We start from the raw sequence: 21,924 nt of genomic DNA, 5'->3' as shown, positions 1-21,924 counted from the left end.
GTCAAAGTCCTGTCCCGCCTCCCTCCCCCAAGGGTAGGTTCACGGCATACGGCGTCGGCCTTTCCGGCTCCGTGACCTCATCAGCCCGGCCAGCACGCGGCGCTCCCCCGGTCCGCGGCGGCCCCGTGGATCGGAGAGCCATTCATGAGACCCATCCTGCCTGCCCTGCTGACGGCAGCGATCGCCTCGTCCCTGTGCGCGGTGTCGCTGGCCCCAGCCGCCTCTGCGGAGGAGGTCGTCGGTCAGCCCGGTGAGCACAACGCGATCACTGACGTGCCCGGCGTGCACGTCGGTCAGGTCCAGTCGGACACCGCCCCCTTCCTGACCGGCACATCCGTGATCTACACCCCCGAGATGTCGGTCGCCAGCGTCGACCAGCGTGGCGGGGCACCGGCCACCAAGGAGACGGACCTGCTCAGCCCGCTCAACTCCAACCCGGGCGTCAACGCGATCCAGCTGGGCGGCTCCAGCATGTATGGGCTGTCGGCGACCAACGGGATCATCCGGTGGCTTGAGGACCGGGGCGAGGGTGTGCCACTGGGCTCGGCCGGTGTGGCCCCGATCGTCCCGGCAGCCGACATCTATGACCTCAACCGTGGTGGCGACCCGAAGGCGCGCACCTCCGCGGAGTGGGGCTACCTGGCGGCCGAGGCAGCGGTCGACGGGCCGGTGCGGCAGGGCAGTGTCGGTGGGGGCACGGGCGCCCGCGGTGGCGGCCTGCGCAGCGGCGTCGGGACCGCGAGCACCTATCTCGGAGACGGGATCTGGGTCGGAGCGATGGTCATCGTCAACCCGGCGGGCTCGCCGGTGGACCCGCTCGACTGCTCGCTCTATGGCGTGCGCTACGGCGTCGGCGGTGAGTTCGACGGCTATCAGGCCCCCTCGGCGCAGGAGTGTGACAGCGAGGACTCCGCGGCCGCGCAGCAGACATCGGAGGAGTCGCTGAACACCACGATCGCCGTCGTGGTGACCAACGCCCCGCTGGAGAAGGCGGCCGCCCAGCGTATGTCGGGCAACGCCCACGACGGGATGGCGCGGGCGATCTACCCGATCCACACGCTCTCCGACGGTGACACGGTGTTCGCCGTCTCCACCGGCGAGGGCGAGCCCCTGCAGATCAACGACCCGGCCGACTCCCGCCAACTGAACAGCATCTTCAACGCCGGGTCCACGACGCTCTCCCGGGCGATCGCCAAGGCGGTCCTGTCGGCCGAGAGCCATGACGGCCGGCTCAGCTACTGCGACACCTACCCGTCGGCCTGCGCGGACATGCCGCAGCTGGAGCAGTGGCGCACCGCTGGCGCGGCACCCGATGTGACCCGCCCCGAGTTCGAGCGGGCCAGCCGGGCGCTCAAGCAGACGCCGGTGCCCGGTCCCGGTGCCAGCCGCTCGGCCCAGGAGTCTGACACCGAGGACTCCTCCGACAGCGCCGCGGCCGCCCCGGTCGTGGACGGCGGCGGCGACCGTGGCGGCCTGGTCGGGTCACCGGATCCCACGACGCTGGCGATCGGCTCACTGACCGCGGGCGGTGCCCTCCTGGCGCTCGGCGCGTTCGCCGCTCTGCGCCGGCGGCGACCCGAGGCGGTGGCGCTCTCCTGATGCGCGGTGGTCGGCGACGTTCTCGCGGGCCTCGGCGATGACCGCTGGGTCCCACCCGACGTCCGCGAGACCGAAGCGCTCGTCATAGGCCGCGGTCAGCGCCGCCTCCAGCAGGTCGACGGCGACCTCTGGTGCCTCGGCGCTGACCGCCCCGACCGATGCCGGGTCGAACCTGAGACCCAACGCGTCATACACAGAGGTCAGCAGGGGCGCGAGCAGAGGCGCGTCGTCGATGATCAGCACCGAGCTGAACAACCAGGCATCGCGCACGATGCGCTGGGCGGTGCCGACCAGCTTCACCACACCGCGGGCACTGACCGAGTGTGCTCCTGGGCAGAACTCCCCCGGCACCTCGCCGACGTGGGCGTCGACGCCCACGTCGCGCAGCACGTCGGCAAGCATGGCGCCGTAGTCCTCGAAGCGAGCAGTCATCCCTGCCTGTGCGCTGGGGTCGTGCTGCACGTGGTCCAGGACCAGCGCGGCGGACGTGCAGGCCACTGCGCGTCCGCCGGCGGACCGGATGACGGGTGTGAAGCCCGCGTCACGGCATGCCTGTGCTGCCGCAGCGAAACCAGGTCGGTTGGCATCGCTGCGCCCGAAGGCGACCATCGGCGTGGGGCGGAAGATCCGGAGGGCGTCGTGCTCAGCCCCACCGCGACTGGCGCGACGCAGCAGCGCCTGCGAGCCGGCCATCTCCAGCGCCGGGTCAGCCGCGGCCACCCGTCCCCGGATCAGTTCCACGCGAGCAATCTACCCACACCGCTGCACGCCGCGCCCGCCGCAGGTGCCACGAGCCCGGTGCTGTGTCATGCGGTTTTTGGGCTCGAGCCCGAAAACCGCATGACACAGAGGATGGCCTGCCCGCACTGGCGCCGTCGCAAGGACCTGATCCGCAGGCACCGTGCTCACCCGCCCACGTGGAACTCCAACCACAGCGGGTAGTGGTCACTGATCCGCCACGACATCTGCGAGCGCGTCAGGTCAGCGTCGGTCAGCACGTGCGGCACGAAGTCGACGTTGCCGCCGACCTGATCGAACGCTATCCCCTCCAGGCGCGAGATGGTCCGGCCGTCCGACAGGGTCGGGGTGAACCAGGAGATCTGGTCATAGAAGTGGTGCTCACGGTCGTCGTCGAAGATCGTCCGCGGCACGTCGTGCAGGACGGCGGGCGGATAGAGGCCGGTGGAGAAGAACGCCTGCCAGAGCGGGTCGTCGTGCCGGTCGATGTTGAAGTCGCCGAGCACCATGAGGTTGCGGTTCCAGTCCTTGGGCCGGTCCGCCCAGCTGCGCATCCACTCGGCGAAGGCGGTGAGCTCGGGCAGGCGGTCTGCGGGCTTCTTGCCCCAGAGCACGTGCACCGTCGTCAGGATGAACTCGACGCCGCTGCGCACGAAGCCGGCCGCGTAGGGCGTGCGGGCGAACTGCTTGACCTCCCCCTCTGCCTGGGGCGGCAGCACGATCTCGCCGACCAGGCCGGAGGGCTGCACCCGGCTGCTGTCATAGAGATAGGCCAGGCGCTCGTCATTGCCCTGGTCACCCTCGGTGACGTCGGAGGCGATCACGCGGTAGTCCTCCCCCAGCAGCGACAACAGCGCGAAGAGCGCGGAGGTGTCGCGCCTGGTCTCCTGGATCGCCGTCACGTCGAAGCACCGGATGACCTCGGCGATCGCGGCCAGCGCGTGCCAGTCGCGCTTCGGGCTGTCGCTGTCCTGCGAGGTCCACTTGTCGGTGTAGCGGCTGAGCGCGCGGATGTTCCAGGTGCCGATCAGCAGGTTGTCCGCGGTCTTCGGCACGACCTGGTCGGCGAGCGCGGCCCGCAGTCCGGCGAGGTCGGCGGCGACGTGGTCCGGCATCGGTGCGGGCGGTCGCGGGTCTCTCACCCGGCAGCACCACCGCTGGAGAGGTCGATGGCCGCCCGCAACCGGTCGGCATACTCGGTCATCTCACCGTCTGCGTAGGTGCTGCGCGGCCAGAAGAAGCCCCGCAGACCATCACCCTTGGTGCGCGGCACGACGTGCACGTGCAGGTGCGGCACGGACTGGCTGACAGTGTTGTTCAGCGCCACGAACGACCCGGTGCTGCCCAGCGCCTGCTTGACCGTCGCCGCCATCAGGCGCGCACCCGCGAACACCGGCTGGAGCAGCTCATCGGGCAGGTCGGTGAGTGTGACGACGTGCTCCCGTGGACACACCAGCACGTGCCCCTTGAAGACCGGCCGCCGGTCCAGGAAGGCGATCACCTCAGGGGTGTCCAGCACGACCTCCGCGGTCTGCTCACCACGGACGATCGCGCAGAACTGGCAAGGGCGCTCCGGCACGGTCCCAGCATGGCAGAGCAGCGACCGGGGCGGGCGATTCCCCTAGTCTGGAGACATGCTCGTCGGGCGCCACCGTGAGCAGCAGGCCATCGCGGCCCTGGCCGCCGGAGCCAGGGTCGGGCAGAGCGGCGTGCTCGTCGTGGTCGGCGAGGCCGGGAGTGGCAAGAGCGCGCTGCTCGACGCGGCCTCCGGCAGCCTCCAACACATGCAGGTATGCCGCGTGGTCGGGTCTGAGGCCGAGCGCGACCTGGGTTTCGGTGGGCTCTCCCAGCTGGTCGGGTCGGGCGCGGACCTCACCGACCTGCCCACGCCCCAGGCACGGGCGCTGGAAGTCGCGCTGAACCTGCGGGTCGGCAGCGACGTGGACCGGTTTGCTGTCGGGGCGGGCACGCTGGGGGTGCTCAGCCACCGCGCGGAGTCGGGCGCACTGGCTGTGTTGATCGACGACGCGCACCTGCTGGACCACTCCTCGGCAGAGGCCATCACCTTCGCCGCTCGCCGGCTGCTGGCCGACCCAGTGCTCCTGGTCGCGGCGGTGCGGGCCGGTGAGGACAGCCCGTTGCTCCAGGCCGGCCTGCCGATCTGGGAGCTGGCCGGGCTGGACACCCTGGCCGCCCAGGAGTTGCTGGCCCTACGAACCGGCCAGCACGTGCCTGCCGGACAGGTCGAGCGGCTGGTGCGAGCCACCGGCGGCAACCCTCTGGCCCTGCTCGAGCTGGGCGCTGACCCGGACCGTCTGCACAGCCTCGGACCACACGACCCGATCGCGGTGGGTCCGGCCGTGACCCGCGCCTTCCTCACCCGCACCGAGCGGCTGAGCCCACCGGCCCGGGCGGCGCTGCTGGTGGCGGCCTGCTCCGGAGGAGACCCGCTCGTGGTGCGATCCGCGTGCGCCGTCCTGGACATCGACCCCTCCCTCCTGACCGAGGCCGTGGACGCCGAGCTCCTCACCCCCGGGCCGGACATGGGGTTCGGGCACCCCCTGGTGCGGGCCGCGGTGCTGGGGGCGGCCACCCCGGAGCGGCTGCGGGAGGTGCACGCGGCCCTGGCGCGGGCCACGCCCGACCCGGACGGACGTGCCTGGCACCTGGCGGCCGCGGCCGTCGGACCCGACCCTGCGGTCGCGGCCGCTCTGGACTCGGTCGCGCAGCGAGCACGGTCCCGGTCGGCCCACGACGTCGCGGCCACGGCGCTGCACCGCGCGGGGTGGCTCTCTGGGTCGGTGCAGGAGCGGTCCGCCCGGTTGGTCGCCGCTGCGGAGTCGGCCTGGCTCGGTGGCCAGGGCGGGCGGGCCCTCGCCCTGCTCGCGGAGATCGGGCAGCTCGAGGCTCCCGCGGTGGACGTCGACCTCGTGGCGCGGGCGGGGCATCTGCGGGGCACGATCCTCAGCAGGACCGGGTCCATCCAGGTGGCCACGGAGGTCTTTCGCGAGGCCGCCCTGCGAGTGCAGCGCACCCTGCCGGAGGCGGCCGTGGAGCTGTGGGCGGACGGGGTCAACGCAGCCTTCTTCCGCGGGGACACCGGATTCCTGCACGAGGCGGCGGACGCCCTGGACACCCTGGCTCGACGGGCGACCTCCGCTCGGGGGCAGGTGCTGGGTGACCTGGCCCGTGGGATGGCGCTGACGCTCGTGGGTCAGCCGGGGGCGGACCTGATCAGGCGGGCGGTGGAGCAGCTGGCCACCGGTGACACGCTGCGCGCCGACCCCCTACGCGCCGAGTGGCTGGTGCTCGGGCCGCTCTACCTGCGGGAGGAGGGGCGATATCGCACCCTGGTGCGCGCCGCCCTCGCAGAGACTCGGGAGGCGGCAGCTCTGGGAGAGCTGGCGCGGCTGCTGTTCCTGGTTGCGCTGGACGACGCCGCCACCGATCACTGGTCACGCGGGCACTCCGAGTACCACGAGAGCATCCAGCTCGCCCGCGCGGCGGGGCACGCCAACGACCTGACGCTCGCCCTGGCCGGGCTGGCGTGGCTGGAGGCCCGGATGGGGCGGGACCAGGACTGTCGGGTGCACGCCGAGGAGTCGCTCGCCCTGTGCCGGGCCAACGACATCACCATCGGCCGCATCTGGTGCGGGCTAGCCCTCGGTGAGCTGGAGCTGGGGGCTGGGCGACCCGAGCAGGCCCTGGTCCACCTCGACGAGGTGGACCACACGCTGCAGGTCCACGGACTGCACGACATGGACCTCGACCCGGCGCCCGAACGGGCTGAGGGCCTGCTGCGGCTCGGCCGGGCCGAGGAAGCACGAGACGCGATCGCGCAGTTCCACCGGCTCAGCACCGCCAAGGGACAGGCCTGGGCCCTGGCCCGCGCCGAGCGGGCACTCGGCGCACTCGCCACCGAGGACGAGGCCGACCACCACTTCGCCGTGGCTCTGGAGCTGCATGCCACCACCCCCGACACCTTCGAGACCGCCCGCACCCAGCTGGCGCACGGGAGCTCCCTGCGACGGCGACGACGCCGCCGGGATGCACGGGCGCCGCTCCGGGCCGCCCTGGCCGCCTTCGAGGAGCTCGGGGCCGAGCAGCGGGCCGAGCAGGCTGCCGTCGAGCTGGCCGCCACGGGCGAGACGGTGCAGCGGCGGGGAGCGAGCCGGTTGACGACACTGACTGCACAGGAGCGGCAGATCGCCGAGCTGCTCTGCGACGGCGCGACCACCCGGCAGGCCGCGGCAGCGCTGTTCCTGAGTCCCAAGACGGTGGAGTACCACCTACGACACGTCTACACCAAGCTCGCGGTGCGCTCCCGCGGCGAGCTCAGCGAGGCCCTCCGGGGGCCTTGACAGGGTCTCGGCCCTCCGGGGGCCTTGACAGGGTCTCGTCGCCGACGCAGTCGTCGGGAGCACCAGCGCCTCACAACAGCTCGGCCAGCATCGCGGCCGCCCGGGCCGCACCATCGGTCTCCACCGGGCGGTAGTCGACCTCGCGGTCCAGCTCGTCCAGGATCGCCGCGGCGAGCGCGTCGGGGTCGACGGCCTGCTCGTAGGGCAGGTGCCGCCCGGCCCCGTAGCGTTCCAGCCGGTGCCGCACGTGGAAGTTCTGCTCGAAGTGGTGCCGCAGCGGCACATAGAGGAAGGGTCGCCGCGCGGCGGTCAGCTCCATGCAGGACGTCAGACCGCCCTGGACCAGCGCCAGGTCCGCGGCGGCGAGGTGCTGGTACAACCCGGGCAGGAAGCCGCGGATGCTCGTGCCACGGCGCCGCGGCAGCGACCGAGGGTCGATCCGCGGTCCGGTCACCACCAGGAAGCGCAGGTCGGGGGCGGCGCGCCGGGCCAGCGGGATCGTCTCCAGGACCCGCTCCAGGAGCGGCCTGCCCACTCCAGTCCCGCCCACGGTGACCAGGCAGACCCGCTCGCGCTCCGGCATACCGAGTCGTTGGCGCAACTCGTCACGCTCGGGGAGCGTCGCCGGGTCGAAGCCGGTCACATAGCCGGCGAAGTCGAAGTTCTTGCCCACCCAGTCGGGGATCTGCGGCAGACCGTCGCCGAACGAGGCGGGCACCACGTCCTCGGGCGAGCCGACGAAGATGGAACGGTCCCGCACCCGGGCGAAGCGGGCGCGCTGCTCGATCATCTCGGCGTTGTAGTCGGCCGTCAGCGCGGCCTCCTCCGGCCCGCCGTCCGGCATCGGCAGCCAGCCGACGAAGTCGGTCATCCAGGCGAAGTTGAACGCCTTGAGCTCGGGGTTCTCGTGGAGGAAGTAGTCCACGTCCCAGGACTCGTCCCCCACCACCAGGTCGTAGTGCTCGGCGGCCACGAGGTCCTGGAAGACCATGAAGTTGTGCACCAGGATCGCGTCCATCCGCCGGATCGCCTGGAAGGCGTGCAGGTCGTGCTCGCCGCACTCGTGCTCCACGTGGCTGGACTCGCTGCTCAGCCACCCGGAGGCCGGGTGCACCCGCTCCCCCGCAGCCTCCAGCACGGTGGTGACCGGGTGCTGGGCCAGCCAGTCGACCTCGACGTCTGGCTCGAGCCGGCGCAGCTCCTGGACGACGGCCAGGTCCCGGGCCGCGTGCCCCAGGCCGATGGGTGAGGACAGATAGAGCACCCGTCGGCGCCGGGTAGGCGCGAAGGTCCAGGTGGTCGGCTCCCCCGACTGCTCCCTGGTGGGCACGGCGGGCGCGCAGGCGGTGGTCACGAACTCGTGGATCAGCCGGTTGATCTTCACCGGCGAACGCGACATCAACCCGTGGCCGCCGCCCTCGACCAGCACCAGGCGTCCCCCGGTCAGCTCGGCGACGCGACGCCCGACGGCCTCAGAACGGACCCGGTCGTCGGTGCCGTGCACGACCAGCACCGGGCAGGTCACCTGCCGGCACGCGTCCTCGACGGACCGGCAGACCGCGCCCCCGCAGGCGAGCCGGCCGAGGGTAGCGTCGACCAGCGTCTGCGGATCGGTCTGCTCCGACCAGCGCAAGGCATCTTCCAACTGCTTGGTCGAGTGCGGCTCGGAGAACATCTGGTGGAAGAAGAAGTCGCGGAAGTCGGCGAAGTGACCCTCGGTCCAGTAGTGCTGGTTGTACTTCGCCCAGCCGTGCGTCACGTCGAGCCGCTGGTCGAAGGCGTGGGCCTCCCGCCCGGGCTGGCTGACCGTGACCCCGCACGAGGGCGAGAGCGCGAGGACCCCGTCGACCCGGTCGGGGTGGTCCGCTGCGGTCTGGATCGCCCACGTGGCCGCGCAGGACAGCGCGACCAGGACCGCCCGCTCGGTGCCGGTGGCGTCCAGCACCGCGGTCACGTCGGCGGCGCACTCGTCGTTGGAGTATGCCGTGGCACCGGTCGGGTGGCCGGAGGCGCCGGTGCCCCGGCCATCGAAGGTGACCACCCGGAAGTGCCGGGAGAGGTGGCCCACCTGGGCCTTCCAGAACCTGGAGTCGATGATCTGCCAGGTGGGCAGGAGCAGCACGGTCCGCGAACCGGACCCGTAGGTCCGCCAGGCCAGCTCGACCCCGTCGCGGACCGTGACCCCTGTCGTGGCCGGCTCGACCGCGGTGTCTGTCTCGCTCGAGCCGGCCACCGCACTCACGCCCGCACTTCGAAGACGTTGTTGAACGGGGTGCTGGCGACCGTGCGGAACCGGGTGAACCCGGCAGCCGCGGTGACGTCCTTGATCCGGGCGGGGCCGGCCTGCGTGCCGAGGGCGGTGCCGACGTCCTGAGCCAGCGATGATGGCGTGCACAGCAGCGTGGAGAAGGCGTAGTAGGCACGGCCCACGGGGTTGAAGTTCTCCTCCGGCCGGTCGCCGGCGATCGGCTCGACGATCATCCAGGTGCCGTCGGGGGCCAGGATCTCCTTGACGTGCCGGGCCGCTCCCACGGGGTCGCCCATGTCGTGCAGGCAGTCGAACATCGTCACCAGGTCATAGCCGGTGCCCGGGTGGGCGGCACCGCTGGCGACCTGGAAGCTGGCGCGGTCCGCCACCCCGGCCTCCGCGGCACGCTGTCGCGCCACGTCGATCGACTCGGCGTGGTAGTCGGTGCCGACGACGCTGCTGTGCGGGAAGGACTGGGCCAGCAGCACGGCCGTGGCACCGTGGCCACACCCGATGTCGGCGACGCGACCACCACGCTCGAGCCGTGCCACCACACCATCGAGGGCCGGCAGCCACTCGGCGGTGAGGTGCGCGAGGTAGCTGGGGCGGAAGAACCGCTCGCAGCCGAGGTGGACGTCGGTGTTGTGCTCGTCCCAGCCATAGCCCTCGCCGGTGCGGGCTGCCGCCAGGATGTGTGGGGCGTCGCGCACCGTGCCGTGGGCGATCTGGAAGAGGCCCTGCACGTAGCCGGGACAGGCGGGGTCGGTGAGAGCGGCAGCGTGCTCGGGCGAGATGCTGAAGAGCTCGGTCTCAGGGTCGTAGTCGAGGTAGTCCCCGGCGGCCTGAGCGTTGAGCCACTCGCGGGCGTAGTGCTCGTCGGTGTCGGTGGCCCGGGCCAGCTGTGAGGCGTTGAACGGACCGTGGTCGGCCAGCGCCCCGTAGTAGCCGAGCTGGTCACCCATCACGACGAGGGCGCTGTTCAGGGAGGCGCCGACCTCGCCGACGACCCGGAAGACAAAGCTCATCAGCTTGTCGTGGTCGAGCTCGGTGGTCGCCGGTGCGGCGGTGGTGATGGCCATGAGGGGATCCTTCGCATCCAGTGTGGCCTGCGGATCGGTGCTCCGCCAGCCCGTGCCACCAGATTTCCTCCCGCCGCGCGGTCCTCGCATCAGGTGCCCCACCTAGTCTTCGCCCGGCGACCCCCCGCCGGGCACCCGGACCGCCCCCTCCGGGGACCTCAGTAGCGCACCACGGCAGCGGCGGGGACGTCCCCCGGCAGCTCCTCGACCACCCGGATCGCACCGCCGGTGCGCAGCGTCGCGCGCACTGCGGTGGCCACGAGCGCATAGTCGGCGCTGTCTTCCAGCCCGACGACCGGGCGTTCACCGCGGGGTGCGGCCGCGGAGGTCTCGGGCGGGAGCAGCAGGGTGTCGACGCGCCCCTCCAGCGCAGCCCGACAGGTCTCCTCGACACCGACCACGCCACTGCCACGAGCGAACTGCTCGTGGAGCCGGTCCAGCAGTGCGACGTTCTCCCCGGCGAGCCGATCCTCCACCAGCCCCCAGGCCTCCTGGCGCAGCTGCTCGGCCGACAGGTCGTCGGGATTGCGCTCGATCGCCGGGTCGATCAGGTGCGGGTAGGAGTTGAGGTCGCGGTAGATGGCGATCCACTCGGGCAGGCCGGCCAGGATCAGCGGGATCGTCCGCCCCGCCAGATGGTCCTCGACGCCTCGCGCCACCTCGCGGAGGAACTCCACGAGGTCCTCCTTGTGCACGTTGTCGAGAGAGCTTGCTCCGTAGTAGACGGCTCCGCCCTGGCTCATCCGTCCTGAGGCGTTGGGGCGGGGCACCGAGTCGGACTGCGGCCCCTCGCTCGTCATGACGTCCTCGAACGCCCTGGGCACCGTGGGCACCTCGAGCTCCATGATCTGGTCGCGGCTCCCGCGCAGCACCCGCACGTTCCGTTGGCTGACGGTGAGCACGACGTAGTTGCGGTCGCTGAGCAGCGGCAACACCGGCGTCAGCACGAAGTCGGACCCGACGGTGGCCAGCTCGGGAAGGTCGAGCGGGACCCGGTAGGTCGCGTGCCAGCCCGGCTGCAGGAACATGGCGAGCCCGTCGCCCATGTAGCTCCACGCCATCGCGTCCTCGTGCAACGCCCAGGCGGGCGCCAGGAGGTCCTTGACCTGCTCCCGAGAGTGACCGCCGCCCACGAGGTCACTCTCCAGGCCCATGACCAGGTTCTTCCACCGCAGCCGGTCCCCGTCACCCTCTCTGACGTGATTCGCCCGGTGGGTGGGGATGAAGGCCGACACCCGCGGCCCCTCACCCTCGCCCACGAGCTCCTCGAACTCATCCCGGGTCATCAGGTCCATGGCAGATCCTCCTGTGCGTCGGCGTCCTTCGAGGCTACGCTGCGGGACGCCCTTCTCGCACCCACTCACCGGAGGATGCCCCGGCCAACCAAGGCCTCAGGCGGCGCCCAACTGGTCCAGCAGGAAGGCAACCTCGAAAGCGGTCTCCCGCCAGGCGTCATACCGGCCGGTCTTGCCGCCGTGCCCGGCCACCATCTCGGTCTTGAGCAGGATCGGCCGCTCCCCCGGGTCGGAGGTGACCGTCTCCCGCAGGCGCGCGACCCACTTGGCCGGCTCGACGAAGAAGACCCGGGTGTCGTTGAGGCCGGTGGTGGCCAGGATCGCCGGGTAGTCGACGGCGCGGATGTTCTCGTAGGGGGTGTAGTCGCGCATGTACTCATAGACGTCGGCGTGCTCCAGCGGGTTGCCCCACTCCTCCCACTCCCCGACGGTCAGCGGCAGGCTCGGGTCGAGGATCGTGGTGAGCGCGTCGACGAAGGGCACGGCGGCATGCACCGCGCGGAACTTCTCGGGAGCCAGGTTGAGCACGGCCCCCATGAGGAGCCCACCAGCCGATCCGCCCGCTGCCGCCAACCGGTCGGGCGCGACCCAGCCGGAGGAGACCAGCTCGTCGGCGCAGGCCACGAAGTCGGTGAAGGTGTTCTTCTTGTGCTCCATCCGGCCGTTCTCGTACCACCCGCGGCCCATCTCGCCGCCGCCGCGGATGTGCGCGATGGCATAGACGACGCCGCGGTCCAGGTAGGACAGGCGGGCCACAGAGAAGTAGGGGTCGACCGAGATCTCGTAGGAGCCGTAGCCGTAGAGCAGCCCGGGCGCGGTGCCGTCCGCCAGCACGTCCTTGCGGGCCACCAGCGAGATCGGCACGCGGGTGCCGTCGGAGGCGGTCGCCCAGAGCCGGTGCTGCTGGTAGTCGGCGGGGTCGTAGCCGCCGAGGACGGGCTGCCGCTTCAGCAGCGTCAGCTCACCGGTGGCCAGCTCCACGTCATAGACCGAGCGGGGCGTGACCAGTGACTCGATGACCACCTGCAGGCTCGAGGTGTCATGGTCCGGGTTGTTGCCGGTGTCGATGCTGTAGACCACCTCATCGACCGGCACCTGGTAGCCCTCCCCGACACCGGTCTCGCTGCCGGGGTCCAGCGGCAGGACCCGCACCTGGCTCAGGGCGTCCCGGCGCAGCGCGACGGCCAGGTGGGTCGCGAAGGCGTCGACCCCGACGATCCGCTGACCGTCCTGCCCCGGTATGACGCTCGTCCAGTCCGCGGAGGAGGTCGAGGTGAGCGGGGTCCGGGCGAGCTCGGAGTCGCGGTGGTGCTTGTTGTGCACGATCCAGAGATCCTCGCCGGCGACCTCCACGGCATACTCCACGCCCTCCTCGCGGGGAGAGACCACGCGGAACTCGCCGGTGGGGTCCGTGGTGGGCAGGATCCGGTACTCCGAGGTGTTCTTGGTGCCGAGCCCGATGATGAGGTGGGTCTCGTCCCGGGAGGTGTCCAGGCCCATCCAGTAGCGCTCGTCTTCCTCCTGGAAGACCAGGACGTCCTCGCCCCCGCCGATCTCGTGGCGCCACACCTGGAACGGCCGCCAGGCGTCGTCGACCCGGGTGTAGAACAGGTGGCTGCCGTCGGCCGACCAGGCCAGGCCGTAGCCGACGCCCTCGATGCCCGGCTCGGTGACCGCACCGGTGGCCAGGTCCTTGATCCGGACCGTGAAGCGCTCGTCGCCGGAGGTGTCGGTGGAGTAGGCCAGCTGCATCCCGTCGTGGCTGACCTCGAACGCACCGAAGGCCAGGAAGGACTCCCCCTCGGCCTCGACGTTGCCGTCCAGCAGGATCTGCTCGTGGGCCGGGGCGTCTTCCCCGCTGAGCTCGGGACGCTGCGGACTGTCGCTCAGCGCGATCCGGGAGTGGATCGCATACTGCTGCCCCTCCACGGTGCGGGAGTAGTACCACCAGTCCGCGTGCCGCACCGGCACCGACAGGTCGGTCTGCTGGGTGCGGGTCTTGATCTCGGTGAAGACCGACTCGGTGAGGCCGCTCAGGTGACTGGTCCGCGCCTCCGTGTAGGCGTTCTCCGCCTCCAGGTGCGCGATGACCCTGGGGTCCTCCTTGTCGCGCAGCCACTCGTAGGGGTCGTTGACGGTCTCGCCGTGGTGCTCCCGCAGGTGCTCGATCGTGGCGGCAACGGGCGGGGTGGGAAGTTGACTCACCCGCACGAGGCTATCGGTCCCCGGCCTCCGGTCCCAACGGGTTCCGGCGCACGGTGTCAGCTCAGTGGACGGGGTCCTTGCGGCCGAACGGCAGGAAGTGCATCACGACCACGATGACCGCGCCCCAGAGCAGGCCGAGAACGGCGGAGAAGAAGGTGTTGGTCAGCCAGGACAGCGCGCCGCCGATGGCCGGGATCCAGCCGCCGACGATCTCCTCGAGGTGGTGGACCCAGTCATAGATCGGCGAGAAGCCCAGGTCGTTCATGCCCACCAGGATGATGTGGCCACCGACCCAGAGCATGGCCACGATGCCGACGCTCGAGAGCACGCTGAGCACGATCGGCATGGCCTTGACCAGGCCCGTCCCGACCCTGGTGGAGAACTCGCTCTCGTTCTCGGCCAGCCGCAGCCCGATGTCGTCCATCTTGATGATCAGCGCCACCGCACCATAGACCAGTGCCGTGATGCCCAGGGCCACGACGATCAGGATGATCAACCGGCTGACGAATGGCTCGTCGGTCACCTCGTTGAGCGCGATGACCATGATCTCCGCGGACAGGATGAAGTCGGTCGTGATGGCGCCGCGCACCATCTTGTCCTCCTGCTCGGGCCCCTGCTCAACGGCAGGGGTGTCCGGGTCCCCCTTGTGGTGTCCGGTGATCAGCTCATAGACCTTCTCCGCCCCCTCGAAGGACAGATAGGTCCCCCCGAGCATCAGGATCGGGGTCAGCGTCCACGGCACGAACTGGCTGAGCAGCATGATCGCCGGGAGGATGAAGAGCAGCTTGTTGCGGATCGAGCCGATCGCGATCCTCTTGATGATCGGCAGCTCCCGGGCCGCCTTGGCGCCCGTGACATAGCGCGGAGTGACCGCCGCGTCGTCGATCACCACGCCGAGGGACTTGCTGCCCGCCCGGCCCGCGGCCGCGGCCACGTCATCGACCGAGGCGGCGGCGATGCGCGCGATCGCCGCGATGTCATCCAGCAGCGCAACCAGACCGCCGGCCATCAGCGGGCCGCCGTCGCGAGAGCGGACAGGGCAGCGGCACGGCGCGTTGTCGTTGACACAAGCACCAAGGTTACGGCCAAGTCGAGATTTCCCGCGCCGAACGGGCCGTGTCACGGCACATAGGCTGACAGGGTGAGTGACGCCGCCATCCCACCCCGGCTCGTGCTGGTCCACGGAACCCGCATGGACGCCTCCGTGTGGCAGGCCTACCCCGCCCTGCTGCCCGATGCCGAGCTCGTGCCGGTCGACCTGCCCGGTCACGGCTCGCGGCACACGGAGGAGTTCAGCGCCGACTCCGCGCTGGAGACGATCCGGGCGGCCGTGGACGGCCGCTCCCCCGGTCAGCGGGTGGTGCTGGCCGGGCACAGCCTGGGCGGCTATCTGGCCATGCTGTATGCCGACAGGCACCCGAGCGCTCTGGACGCCCTGGTCCTCGTGGGGGCGAGTGCCGAACCGGTCGGACCGCTGGCGGGCGTCTACCGGCGCTTCGCCGACCTGCTCCCCCGGGTCGGGGCCGAGCGGATGGCGCGGGCCTCCAACGCGGTGATGCGCCGACTCGGGGCCGGAGACCAGGCTCTGCCCGGGGCCGAAGGCTACGCCGCGCTCCCGGCCGCCTGGGAGATGGTCTTCGAGGAGTGCCGGGCCAGCCTGCTGGAGAAGGTCGAGTGCCCGGTCTTCCTGGTCAACGGTCAGTTCGACCAGATGCGGGTGCACGTGCGGCGCTATGTGGAGGCCGGCCACGACACCCGGGTCACCACGGTGCCCCGGGCGACCCATCTGCTCCCCATGACGCACCCGGAACAGCTGGCCGAGGTGCTTCGGGAGGCGCTCTCGGACACGGGACGCCAGAGGTGGCAGGTCGACTTCTGGCTCGACCCGAGCTGCCCACTCACCCGACACACGGCCCGCTGGCTCGCCCTGGTCGACCGGCAGGTGCCACTGGAGATCCGCTGGCACGTGATGAGCCTGGCGGTGCTGAACGAGCACCGTGCGGAGGACCCCGAGGGCGACAGCGAGGGGTATCTGTGGATCCCCGCCCGGATCGCCGCAGCCGTGCAGACCACCCACGGAAGTGCGGCCCTCGGCGCGTTCTACGACGCCCTGTGGACCACGCCCGAGGGCAGAGAGCGCTCGAGTGAAGACACAGACCAGGAGGTTGCCGAGCAGGCGGGGCAGACTGAGCAGGAGGCCACGGGGCACGACTGGCTCGCCGCCTTCCACGACGCACTGGAGCGGTGCGGCCTGCCGGGCAGCCTGGCCGAGGCTGGCACCTCCGCTGAGCACGACGAGGCGCTGCGGGCCTCGCACCTAGCGGGTGTGGGTCTGGTCGACGCCGAGGTCGGCACCCCGATCCTGCGCCTGACCGCACCCAGCGGCACGCAGCGGGCGTTCTTCGGTCCGGTGCTCGAGGCGGTCCCCGACGAGCAGGAAGCGCTGGCCATCTGGCACGGGCTGGTGAGTCTGGTGAGCGCCCCCACCTTCCGCGAGTTGAAATCCTGAGGGATGCCACCAGACCGGCCGGAGGAGACAGCCGTGGCTGGGCGGCATGGTGAGGCCGCGGGCTCGAGCGGCGGTCGCTGGCCTACGCCAATGTCTTCGCCCGCTCGGCCCTGTGTCCCCCGACCTCACCGGCCCCGACCTCGACGGACCTGACCTCACCGGACCTGACCTCACCGGACCTGACCTCACCGGGACAGGCGCTGGACCCGAGCACTCACCGACCGGTCTTCGCGGGGGCGAGCACTCCGCATACCTCAGCTGCCGACCGCCGCCGGACCGAGCAGGGCCTTGATGTCTCCGAAGAACTCCGGTGAGGCGGTGACGCGCAACGTCGGGTCCAGCCGCAGCAGCACCTGACGGCCGGGCTGGGTGAGCTTGACGTGCACCTCGGTGGAGCCGGGGTGTTGGGAGAGCACATTGCGCAGCTTGTTGGCCAGCCCGTCCGTCGCCCGGGTCAGCGGCATGGTCAGCAGCACCGGCCCGCGCGGCCCCTCCTTGATCTCCGGGATCGTCAGGTCCTGCGCCAGGATCTCGGTGGTGTCCTCGGTGCGCTTGAACCGGCCGCGAATGACCGCCACGGTGTCCGGCGCCAGCATCGTGGAGACCGTCATGTAGGACTTCGGGAAGAAGACGCACTCGATCGAGCCGACCAGATCCTCGAGCTGGACCCGGGCATACGGGTCACCGTTCTTGGTGCGCTTGAGCTGCACCGACGTCATCAGCCCGGCCACCGTGATGAACTCGCCGTCCTGCGGTCCGTCCTCGCTGACGACCTGGCCGATCGTGGCCGTGGCGTTGGCGGTCAGGATGTGCTCGATGCCGTTGAGCGGGTGGTCGGAGACGTAGAGGCCGAGATACTCCCGCTCGAAGGCGAGCTTGATCTGCTTCTCCCACTCGATATCCGGCACTGGGGGCAACGTGACGATCTGCACGTCGGGCTCCTCGCCGCCGAAGCCGCCGAACAGACTGTCCTGCCCGATCGCCTCCTGCTTCTTCTCCTCGGCGAGGGCGTCCACGTAGCGCTCGTGCACAGTCACCAGCCCCTGCCGGGGGTGCTGCAGGTCATCGAAGGCGCCGCCCTTGATGAGGGACTCGATGGTGCGCTTCTGGCAGACCACGGCGGGGCACTTGCGCAGGAAGTCCTCGAACGAGCTGAACTTGCCCTTCTCCGTGCGGGTGGCCACGATCGCGTCGACGACGTTGGTGCCGACGTTGCGGATCGCCGCCAGACCGAAACGGATGTCCTTGCCGACAGCGGCGAAGTTCGCGATCGACTCGTTGACGTCCGGCGGCAGCACCGCGATGCCCATCCGGCGGCACTCGTTGAGATAGAGGGCGGTCTTGTCCTTGTCGTCGCGGACGCTGGTGAGCAGGGCGGCCATGTACTCGGCCGGGTAGTTGGCCTTCAGGTAGGCGGTCCAGTAGGAGATGACGCCATAGGCCGCGGTGTGCGCCTTGTTGAAGGCATAGTCCGAGAACGGCACCAGCACGCCCCAGAGGGCAGCCACCGACGCCTCGTTGTAACCATTGGCCTTCATGCCGTCGGAGAAGGGGATGTACTCGGCGTCGAGCACCTCCTTCTTCTTCTTGCCCATAGCCCGGCGGAGCAGGTCGGCGTTGCCCAACGTGTAGCCCGCGAGCTTCTGCGCGATCTCCATGACCTGCTCCTGGTAGATGCAGTTCGAGAGCACCAGGCCGCTGGAGATGAAGTTGTGGACGTCCTCGACCGTGATGTCGTAGACCGGCTCGGATGCACCGACGGTGATCTCGGTGACCTGGGTCCAGTCCATCGCACTGTGGGGAGGCCGTATGCCGTCAGTCGGGTGTGCCTGCGAGGTCACCGACGTTGCACCGCCAGCCATGGCGGGCTCGCGCACCAGCAGGGCAGCGTCCACCGACTGTTGGGGGGCCGCGATCTGGTCGAGACCAACCAGGAGGTCGCCAGCGGGGATCCAGCCCCGGTCGGTCAGCACCTTGTGGTCAGCAGAGAGCCGGAGCTCTTGACCGGAGACGGTCCGCACGGTGAGAACCGGCTTGGCCGGCATCTCCCACCAGTGACTCACCCTTCGCCGCACGACCTGGCCTTCGGCGTCCACACCAAAGGTGAAGAAGCCGGAAGTCACCCGCTCGGAAAGCTCATCGATCCGCACCCGCTCGCCGGTGTCGGCGTCGGTGATCAGGGTGTCGCCCGCGACGCACAAGCCATAGGTCGTGCCCAGGATCGGTTCGAGCGCCTCCACCATCTCCGGCTGGAGCTTCCCCTTCAGCTGGGGGTCAAGCGGCACGACCTCCTGCTTGTCGTTCTTGCGCAGGGCGAAGTTGGTGTGCGCGTTGACCCCCATCGGGCCGGGACGATAGAGCGCGAGGGCTGCGGAGATGTCCTCGAAGTTGTCCGGCTGCATCAGCCGCAGCAGTTGGCGCATGCCCGAGCCATCGAGCTGGAAGACGCCCAGGGTGTCTCCGCGGCCGAGCAGCTCATAAGCCTTCGGGTCGGTCATGTCCTTGGACAGCGCGTCGAGGTCGATGTCCTCGCCACGGTTCAGCTTCACGTTGGCGATGGCATCGTCCAGGATCGTCAGGTTGCGTAGCCCCAGGAAGTCCATCTTGACCAGCCCGAGACGCTCACACGTCGGGTAGTCGAACTGTGTGATGACCTGACCGTCCTGCTCACGGCGCATGATCGGGATCACGTCGAGCAGCGGCTCGCTGGACATGATGACGCCGGCCGCGTGCACACCCCACTGGCGCTTCAGGCCCTCGAGACCGGTGGCCGTCTCGAAGACCTGGGCGGCTTCCTGGTCGTTCTGCAGCAGCTCCCGGAACTCCCCCGCCTCGCCATAGCGCGGGTGCTCGGTGTCATAGATCCCCGACAGCGGGATGTCCTTGCCCATCACGGACGGCGGCATGGCCTTGGTGAGCCGCTCCCCCATCGCGAACGGGAAGCCCATGACGCGCGAAGCGTCCTTGAGCGCTGCCTTCGCCTTCAGGGTGCCGTAGGTCGCGATCATGGCGACGCGCTCATCGCCATACTTCTCGGTGACGTACTGGATGACCTCGGAGCGGCGCCGGTCATCGAAGTCGACGTCGAAGTCGGGCATCGACATGCGCTCGGGGTTGAGGAACCGCTCGAAGATCAGCCCGTGCGGGATGGGGTCGAGGTCGGTGATGCCCATCGCGTAGGCGCACATCGAGCCGGCTCCGGAGCCACGGCCCGGTCCCACCCGGATCTTCTGGCTCTTGGCCCAGTTGATGAAGTCGGCGACGACCAAGAAGTAGCCACAGTTGTGCACAGTGACACCGTCGGCCACGTAGGTATGGTCACCGGAGACTGTGAGGTTGAAGACGGTCCCGGCATGCGGCCGACGGCCCACCGCGCGGACCCGAACCCACCACCGACCATCCACGCAACGGGCGTTGTAGGGCGACTTGGTGCGAGCTGGGATCCACTTCACCTTCCACGTCCGTTGGCTAGGGCTCTTGATCAAGGTTGCCCACTGACCCAAAGCCAGGAGCATGGCGCGCAGTTGCCGCCCGAGTTGCGGGTTCACCGTCGTGACCATGTGGTGACCACGCGTGTCCACGTAACCATCGCCCTCATGCCATCCAGCGATAAAGGCCCGCACGCCTTTCTCTGGGACAGACTGAACCCACGGTCCGATGCGCTTCGAATGCACGCCGGAACCGAACACGTGCTTCAGGAAGAGGGCCAAGGGGTGGTTGGTGAGCATGACGACCACGCCTTGGTGGTCAGGCTGACACGCGGTGGCTTTCGAATAGACCCGCGAGGAGCCGAGTCCAAGCTGGTCGATCAGACCACACAGTCGAGCGACTGCTGGTTCGTCCTTGTGGAGAGTCCATCCGATCTGTCCGGGGTTCGTGGAGCCATTGGGGTCATAGAGGTGCCCTTCCGCGACCCACAAACCCAGAAGCCACATCAAGTCCTCGGACCACTCGACCTTCGCCGGCATGGTCCCAGCGTTCAGCCGAGCAACACGGTGCTCTCCGCCGCCTAGCCGAGCGAGGCGGCCACCCTCCTGGGGAACAACCTCCCATCCTGCCTCGTGCATCAAGACGCCCATGTCGAATGGTTGATAGGGCTGCGCCACGGGTTGAGCCAACAAGACTTCGTCACCCGCCCGGACGTCCTCTGCCTTCACCCATCCCTTCCCGCTCACGAGGAACGGGTGCTCAGCCGTGGCACTGATTGGTGAAGACTGTCCAAACGGGTGGATGTCGTGAAGTTCCTCGTCGACCTGGCGCGTCAGCACGTTGTCGACGACTGCGGTCTGGGAACGATAGTCCCAGGTGCTGACGGAGGTGATCTCCTCACCCTTGGAGACATCCTCAATGGCCTTCCACGTCCCATCGGCCATGAGGACGGGGGTGTCGCCGGGGAAGCAATAGCCCTTGCCAGTAATGATGTCTGACTCGTACTCGGCCTGCTTGCGCGCGTAATCCGGCACACCCTCGGGGAACCGCCGGTGCAGCCCGGCCTCGACCTCCTTCACGAACCAGGACGTCTCGTCCTCACCCTCCGGGACCGGGAAGCGCGGCATGAACCGGCCCTCGCCCTCGGTGAAGGAGACCTCGCAGCGCTCCGCGATCAGCAGGGTGTTGTCGCACGCCTCCGGGAGCTCGCGCCAGATGTCCCGCATCTCCTCGGCGGACTTCAGGTAGTAGCCATCACCCTGGAACTGGAACCGGTTCGGGTCCTGCAGGGTCGCTGCGGTCTGGATGCACAGCAGCGCGCTGTGCGCCTTGGCATCCTCCTTGTTCGTGTAGTGCAGGTCGTTGGTGGCCACCAGCGGCAGGTCAAGGTCCTTGGCCAGCTTGAGCAGGTCCTGCCGGGTGCGCCGCTCGATGTCGATCCCGTGGTCCATCAGCTCCAGGAAGTAGTTCTCCTTGCCGAAGATGTCCTGCATGTCGGCGGCATACTGGCGCGCCTCGGCATACTGCCCGAACCGGAGCCGGGTCTGCACCTCACCCGAGGGGCAACCCGTGGTCGCGATGATCCCCTGACCGTAGGTCTCCAGCAGCTCGCGGTCCATCCGTGGCTTGAAGTAGTAGCCCTCCAGGGACGCGAGGGAGGCCATCCGGAACAGGTTGTGCAGCCCGTTGTTGTTCCGCGCCCACATCGTCATGTGCGTGTAGGCACCCGAGCCTGACACGTCGTCGCGCCCGCCGTCGCCGTACTTCACGCGCGTGCGGTCCGTGCGGTGCGTCCCGGGCGTGACGTAGGCCTCCAGGCCGATGATCGGCTTCACACCGGCCTTCTGCCCCGCGCTCCAGAACTCGTGCGCACCGAAGATATAGCCGTGGTCGGTGGTCGCGATCGCCGGCATCTCCAACTCCGCCGCCCGATCGAACATGTCGGTGATCCGGGCAGCCCCGTCGAGCATCGAGTACTCAGTGTGGTTGTGCAGGTGGACGAAGCTGGGGGCGCTGGCTGAGGTGGACATCGTGTTGATTCTAGGTCGCCGCGGTGACAGTCCTGACCCGGCTCACCGTGCTCGACGCACGCGTCTCGATGACCTGCGACAACAGCGGTCACCCGCGTCCCAGGGACCCCTCCGGGCCCACCTGCATCAGGTATGCCGACAGCTGACGGAGCCCAGTCCGTCACCGTGGTCGACGGTCCAGACCGCCGCCGGTCCAGGCCGTGGTCGACGTCCAGACCGCGGCAGACGGTCCAGGCCGCGGTCGACGGCCTCGTCCGGACATGCCAGTAGCCCCGCCCTGACCGAAGTCAGGACGGGGCTACTAGGAATGTTCGTCCGGCGGTGTCCTACTCTCCCACACCGTCTCCAGTGCAGTACCATCGGCGCTGAGAGGCTTAGCTTCCGGGTTCGGTATGTGTCCGGGCGTTTCCCTCTCGCTATGGCCGCCGTAA

General features: G+C 69.7%; 13 protein-coding genes and 1 rRNA gene. 4 read left to right on the top strand and 10 right to left on the bottom strand.

Going from position 1 to position 21,924, the window contains the following annotated elements; all coding sequences use genetic code 11:
* Positions 1-144 precede the first annotated feature (144 nt).
* Entirely contained in the window at positions 145-1,599 is a 1,455-nt protein-coding gene (locus DPQ65_RS02125) for a P1 family peptidase (protein ID WP_202862975.1), read from the top strand.
* Here DPQ65_RS02125 and DPQ65_RS02120 read toward each other — a convergent pair.
* The 3 genes from DPQ65_RS02120 to DPQ65_RS02110 form a co-directional block, all read right to left on the bottom strand.
* Positions 1,513-2,340: a lipoate--protein ligase family protein gene (locus tag DPQ65_RS02120; protein WP_202862974.1), complete on the bottom strand. Its 828-nt coding sequence runs from the start codon at positions 2,338-2,340 to the stop codon at positions 1,513-1,515. The genes DPQ65_RS02125 and DPQ65_RS02120 overlap by 87 nt on opposite strands.
* Positions 2,341-2,504: 164 nt before the next feature.
* Positions 2,505-3,479, bottom strand: a complete 975-nt coding sequence (locus DPQ65_RS02115; RefSeq protein WP_238146625.1) for an endonuclease/exonuclease/phosphatase family protein — start codon at positions 3,477-3,479, stop codon at positions 2,505-2,507.
* Complete coding sequence (locus DPQ65_RS02110; RefSeq protein ID WP_114905740.1) at positions 3,476-3,916, bottom strand: HIT family protein; 441 nt, start codon at positions 3,914-3,916, stop codon at positions 3,476-3,478. Before DPQ65_RS02110 ends, DPQ65_RS02115 begins: the two co-directional genes overlap by 4 nt.
* 55 nt (positions 3,917-3,971) lie before the next feature.
* Here DPQ65_RS02110 and DPQ65_RS02105 point away from each other — a divergent pair, with 55 nt between their 5' ends.
* Entirely contained in the window at positions 3,972-6,698 is a 2,727-nt protein-coding gene (locus tag DPQ65_RS02105; protein ID WP_114905739.1) for a helix-turn-helix transcriptional regulator, read from the top strand.
* A 70-nt stretch (positions 6,699-6,768) separates the two neighbouring features.
* Here the strand turns inward: DPQ65_RS02105 and DPQ65_RS02100 are convergent, their stop codons facing one another.
* The 5 genes from DPQ65_RS02100 to DPQ65_RS02080 all read right to left on the bottom strand — a co-directional run bounded on the left by DPQ65_RS02100 (position 6,769) and on the right by DPQ65_RS02080 (position 14,534).
* Positions 6,769-8,940, bottom strand: a complete 2,172-nt coding sequence (locus tag DPQ65_RS02100) for an alpha/beta hydrolase (RefSeq protein WP_202862973.1) — start codon at positions 8,938-8,940, stop codon at positions 6,769-6,771.
* A complete protein-coding gene (locus tag DPQ65_RS02095) occupies positions 8,937-10,025 on the bottom strand; it encodes a class I SAM-dependent methyltransferase (protein WP_114905738.1) in 1,089 nt (362 codons plus the stop codon). The genes DPQ65_RS02100 and DPQ65_RS02095 overlap by 4 nt, the downstream gene beginning before the upstream one ends.
* Before the next feature lie 158 nt (positions 10,026-10,183).
* Complete coding sequence (locus DPQ65_RS02090; RefSeq protein ID WP_114905737.1) at positions 10,184-11,320, bottom strand: baeRF3 domain-containing protein; 1,137 nt, start codon at positions 11,318-11,320, stop codon at positions 10,184-10,186.
* A 96-nt stretch (positions 11,321-11,416) separates the two neighbouring features.
* Entirely contained in the window at positions 11,417-13,525 is a 2,109-nt protein-coding gene (locus tag DPQ65_RS02085) for a S9 family peptidase (RefSeq protein ID WP_114905798.1), read from the bottom strand.
* Positions 13,526-13,586: 61 nt separating this feature from the next.
* Positions 13,587-14,534 (bottom strand): DUF808 domain-containing protein, encoded by a 948-nt coding sequence (locus DPQ65_RS02080; RefSeq protein ID WP_114905736.1) that lies wholly within the window; start codon positions 14,532-14,534, stop codon positions 13,587-13,589.
* 132 nt (positions 14,535-14,666) lie between these two features.
* Between DPQ65_RS02080 and DPQ65_RS15450 the strand changes: the two genes are divergently transcribed.
* A complete protein-coding gene (locus DPQ65_RS15450) occupies positions 14,667-16,034 on the top strand; it encodes an alpha/beta fold hydrolase (protein WP_162801966.1) in 1,368 nt (455 codons plus the stop codon).
* A 254-nt stretch (positions 16,035-16,288) separates the two neighbouring features.
* On the opposite strand, the gene dnaE is transcribed toward DPQ65_RS15450, so the two are convergent.
* Positions 16,289-21,493 carry a DNA polymerase III subunit alpha gene (gene dnaE / locus DPQ65_RS02065; protein WP_238146624.1) on the bottom strand — a complete coding sequence of 1,735 codons (5,205 nt, stop codon included), beginning with the start codon at positions 21,491-21,493 and terminating at the stop codon, positions 16,289-16,291.
* Between the two features lie 23 nt (positions 21,494-21,516).
* Here dnaE and DPQ65_RS16255 point away from each other — a divergent pair, with 23 nt between their 5' ends.
* On the top strand, positions 21,517-21,639 hold the full coding sequence (locus DPQ65_RS16255; protein WP_272947624.1) for a hypothetical protein: 123 nt from the start codon (positions 21,517-21,519) through the stop codon (positions 21,637-21,639).
* 167 nt (positions 21,640-21,806) lie between these two features.
* On the opposite strand, the gene rrf is transcribed toward DPQ65_RS16255, so the two are convergent.
* Positions 21,807-21,923 (bottom strand): 5S ribosomal RNA (gene rrf / locus DPQ65_RS02055).
* Position 21,924 lies beyond the last annotated feature (1 nt).

It is taken from the genome of Ornithinimicrobium murale, from assembly GCF_003352835.1.
Lineage (GTDB): Bacteria > Actinomycetota > Actinomycetes > Actinomycetales > Dermatophilaceae > Ornithinicoccus > Ornithinicoccus muralis.
Note: the sequence above shows the minus strand (reverse complement) of the source record. Positions and strands in the feature narration are given on the sequence as shown.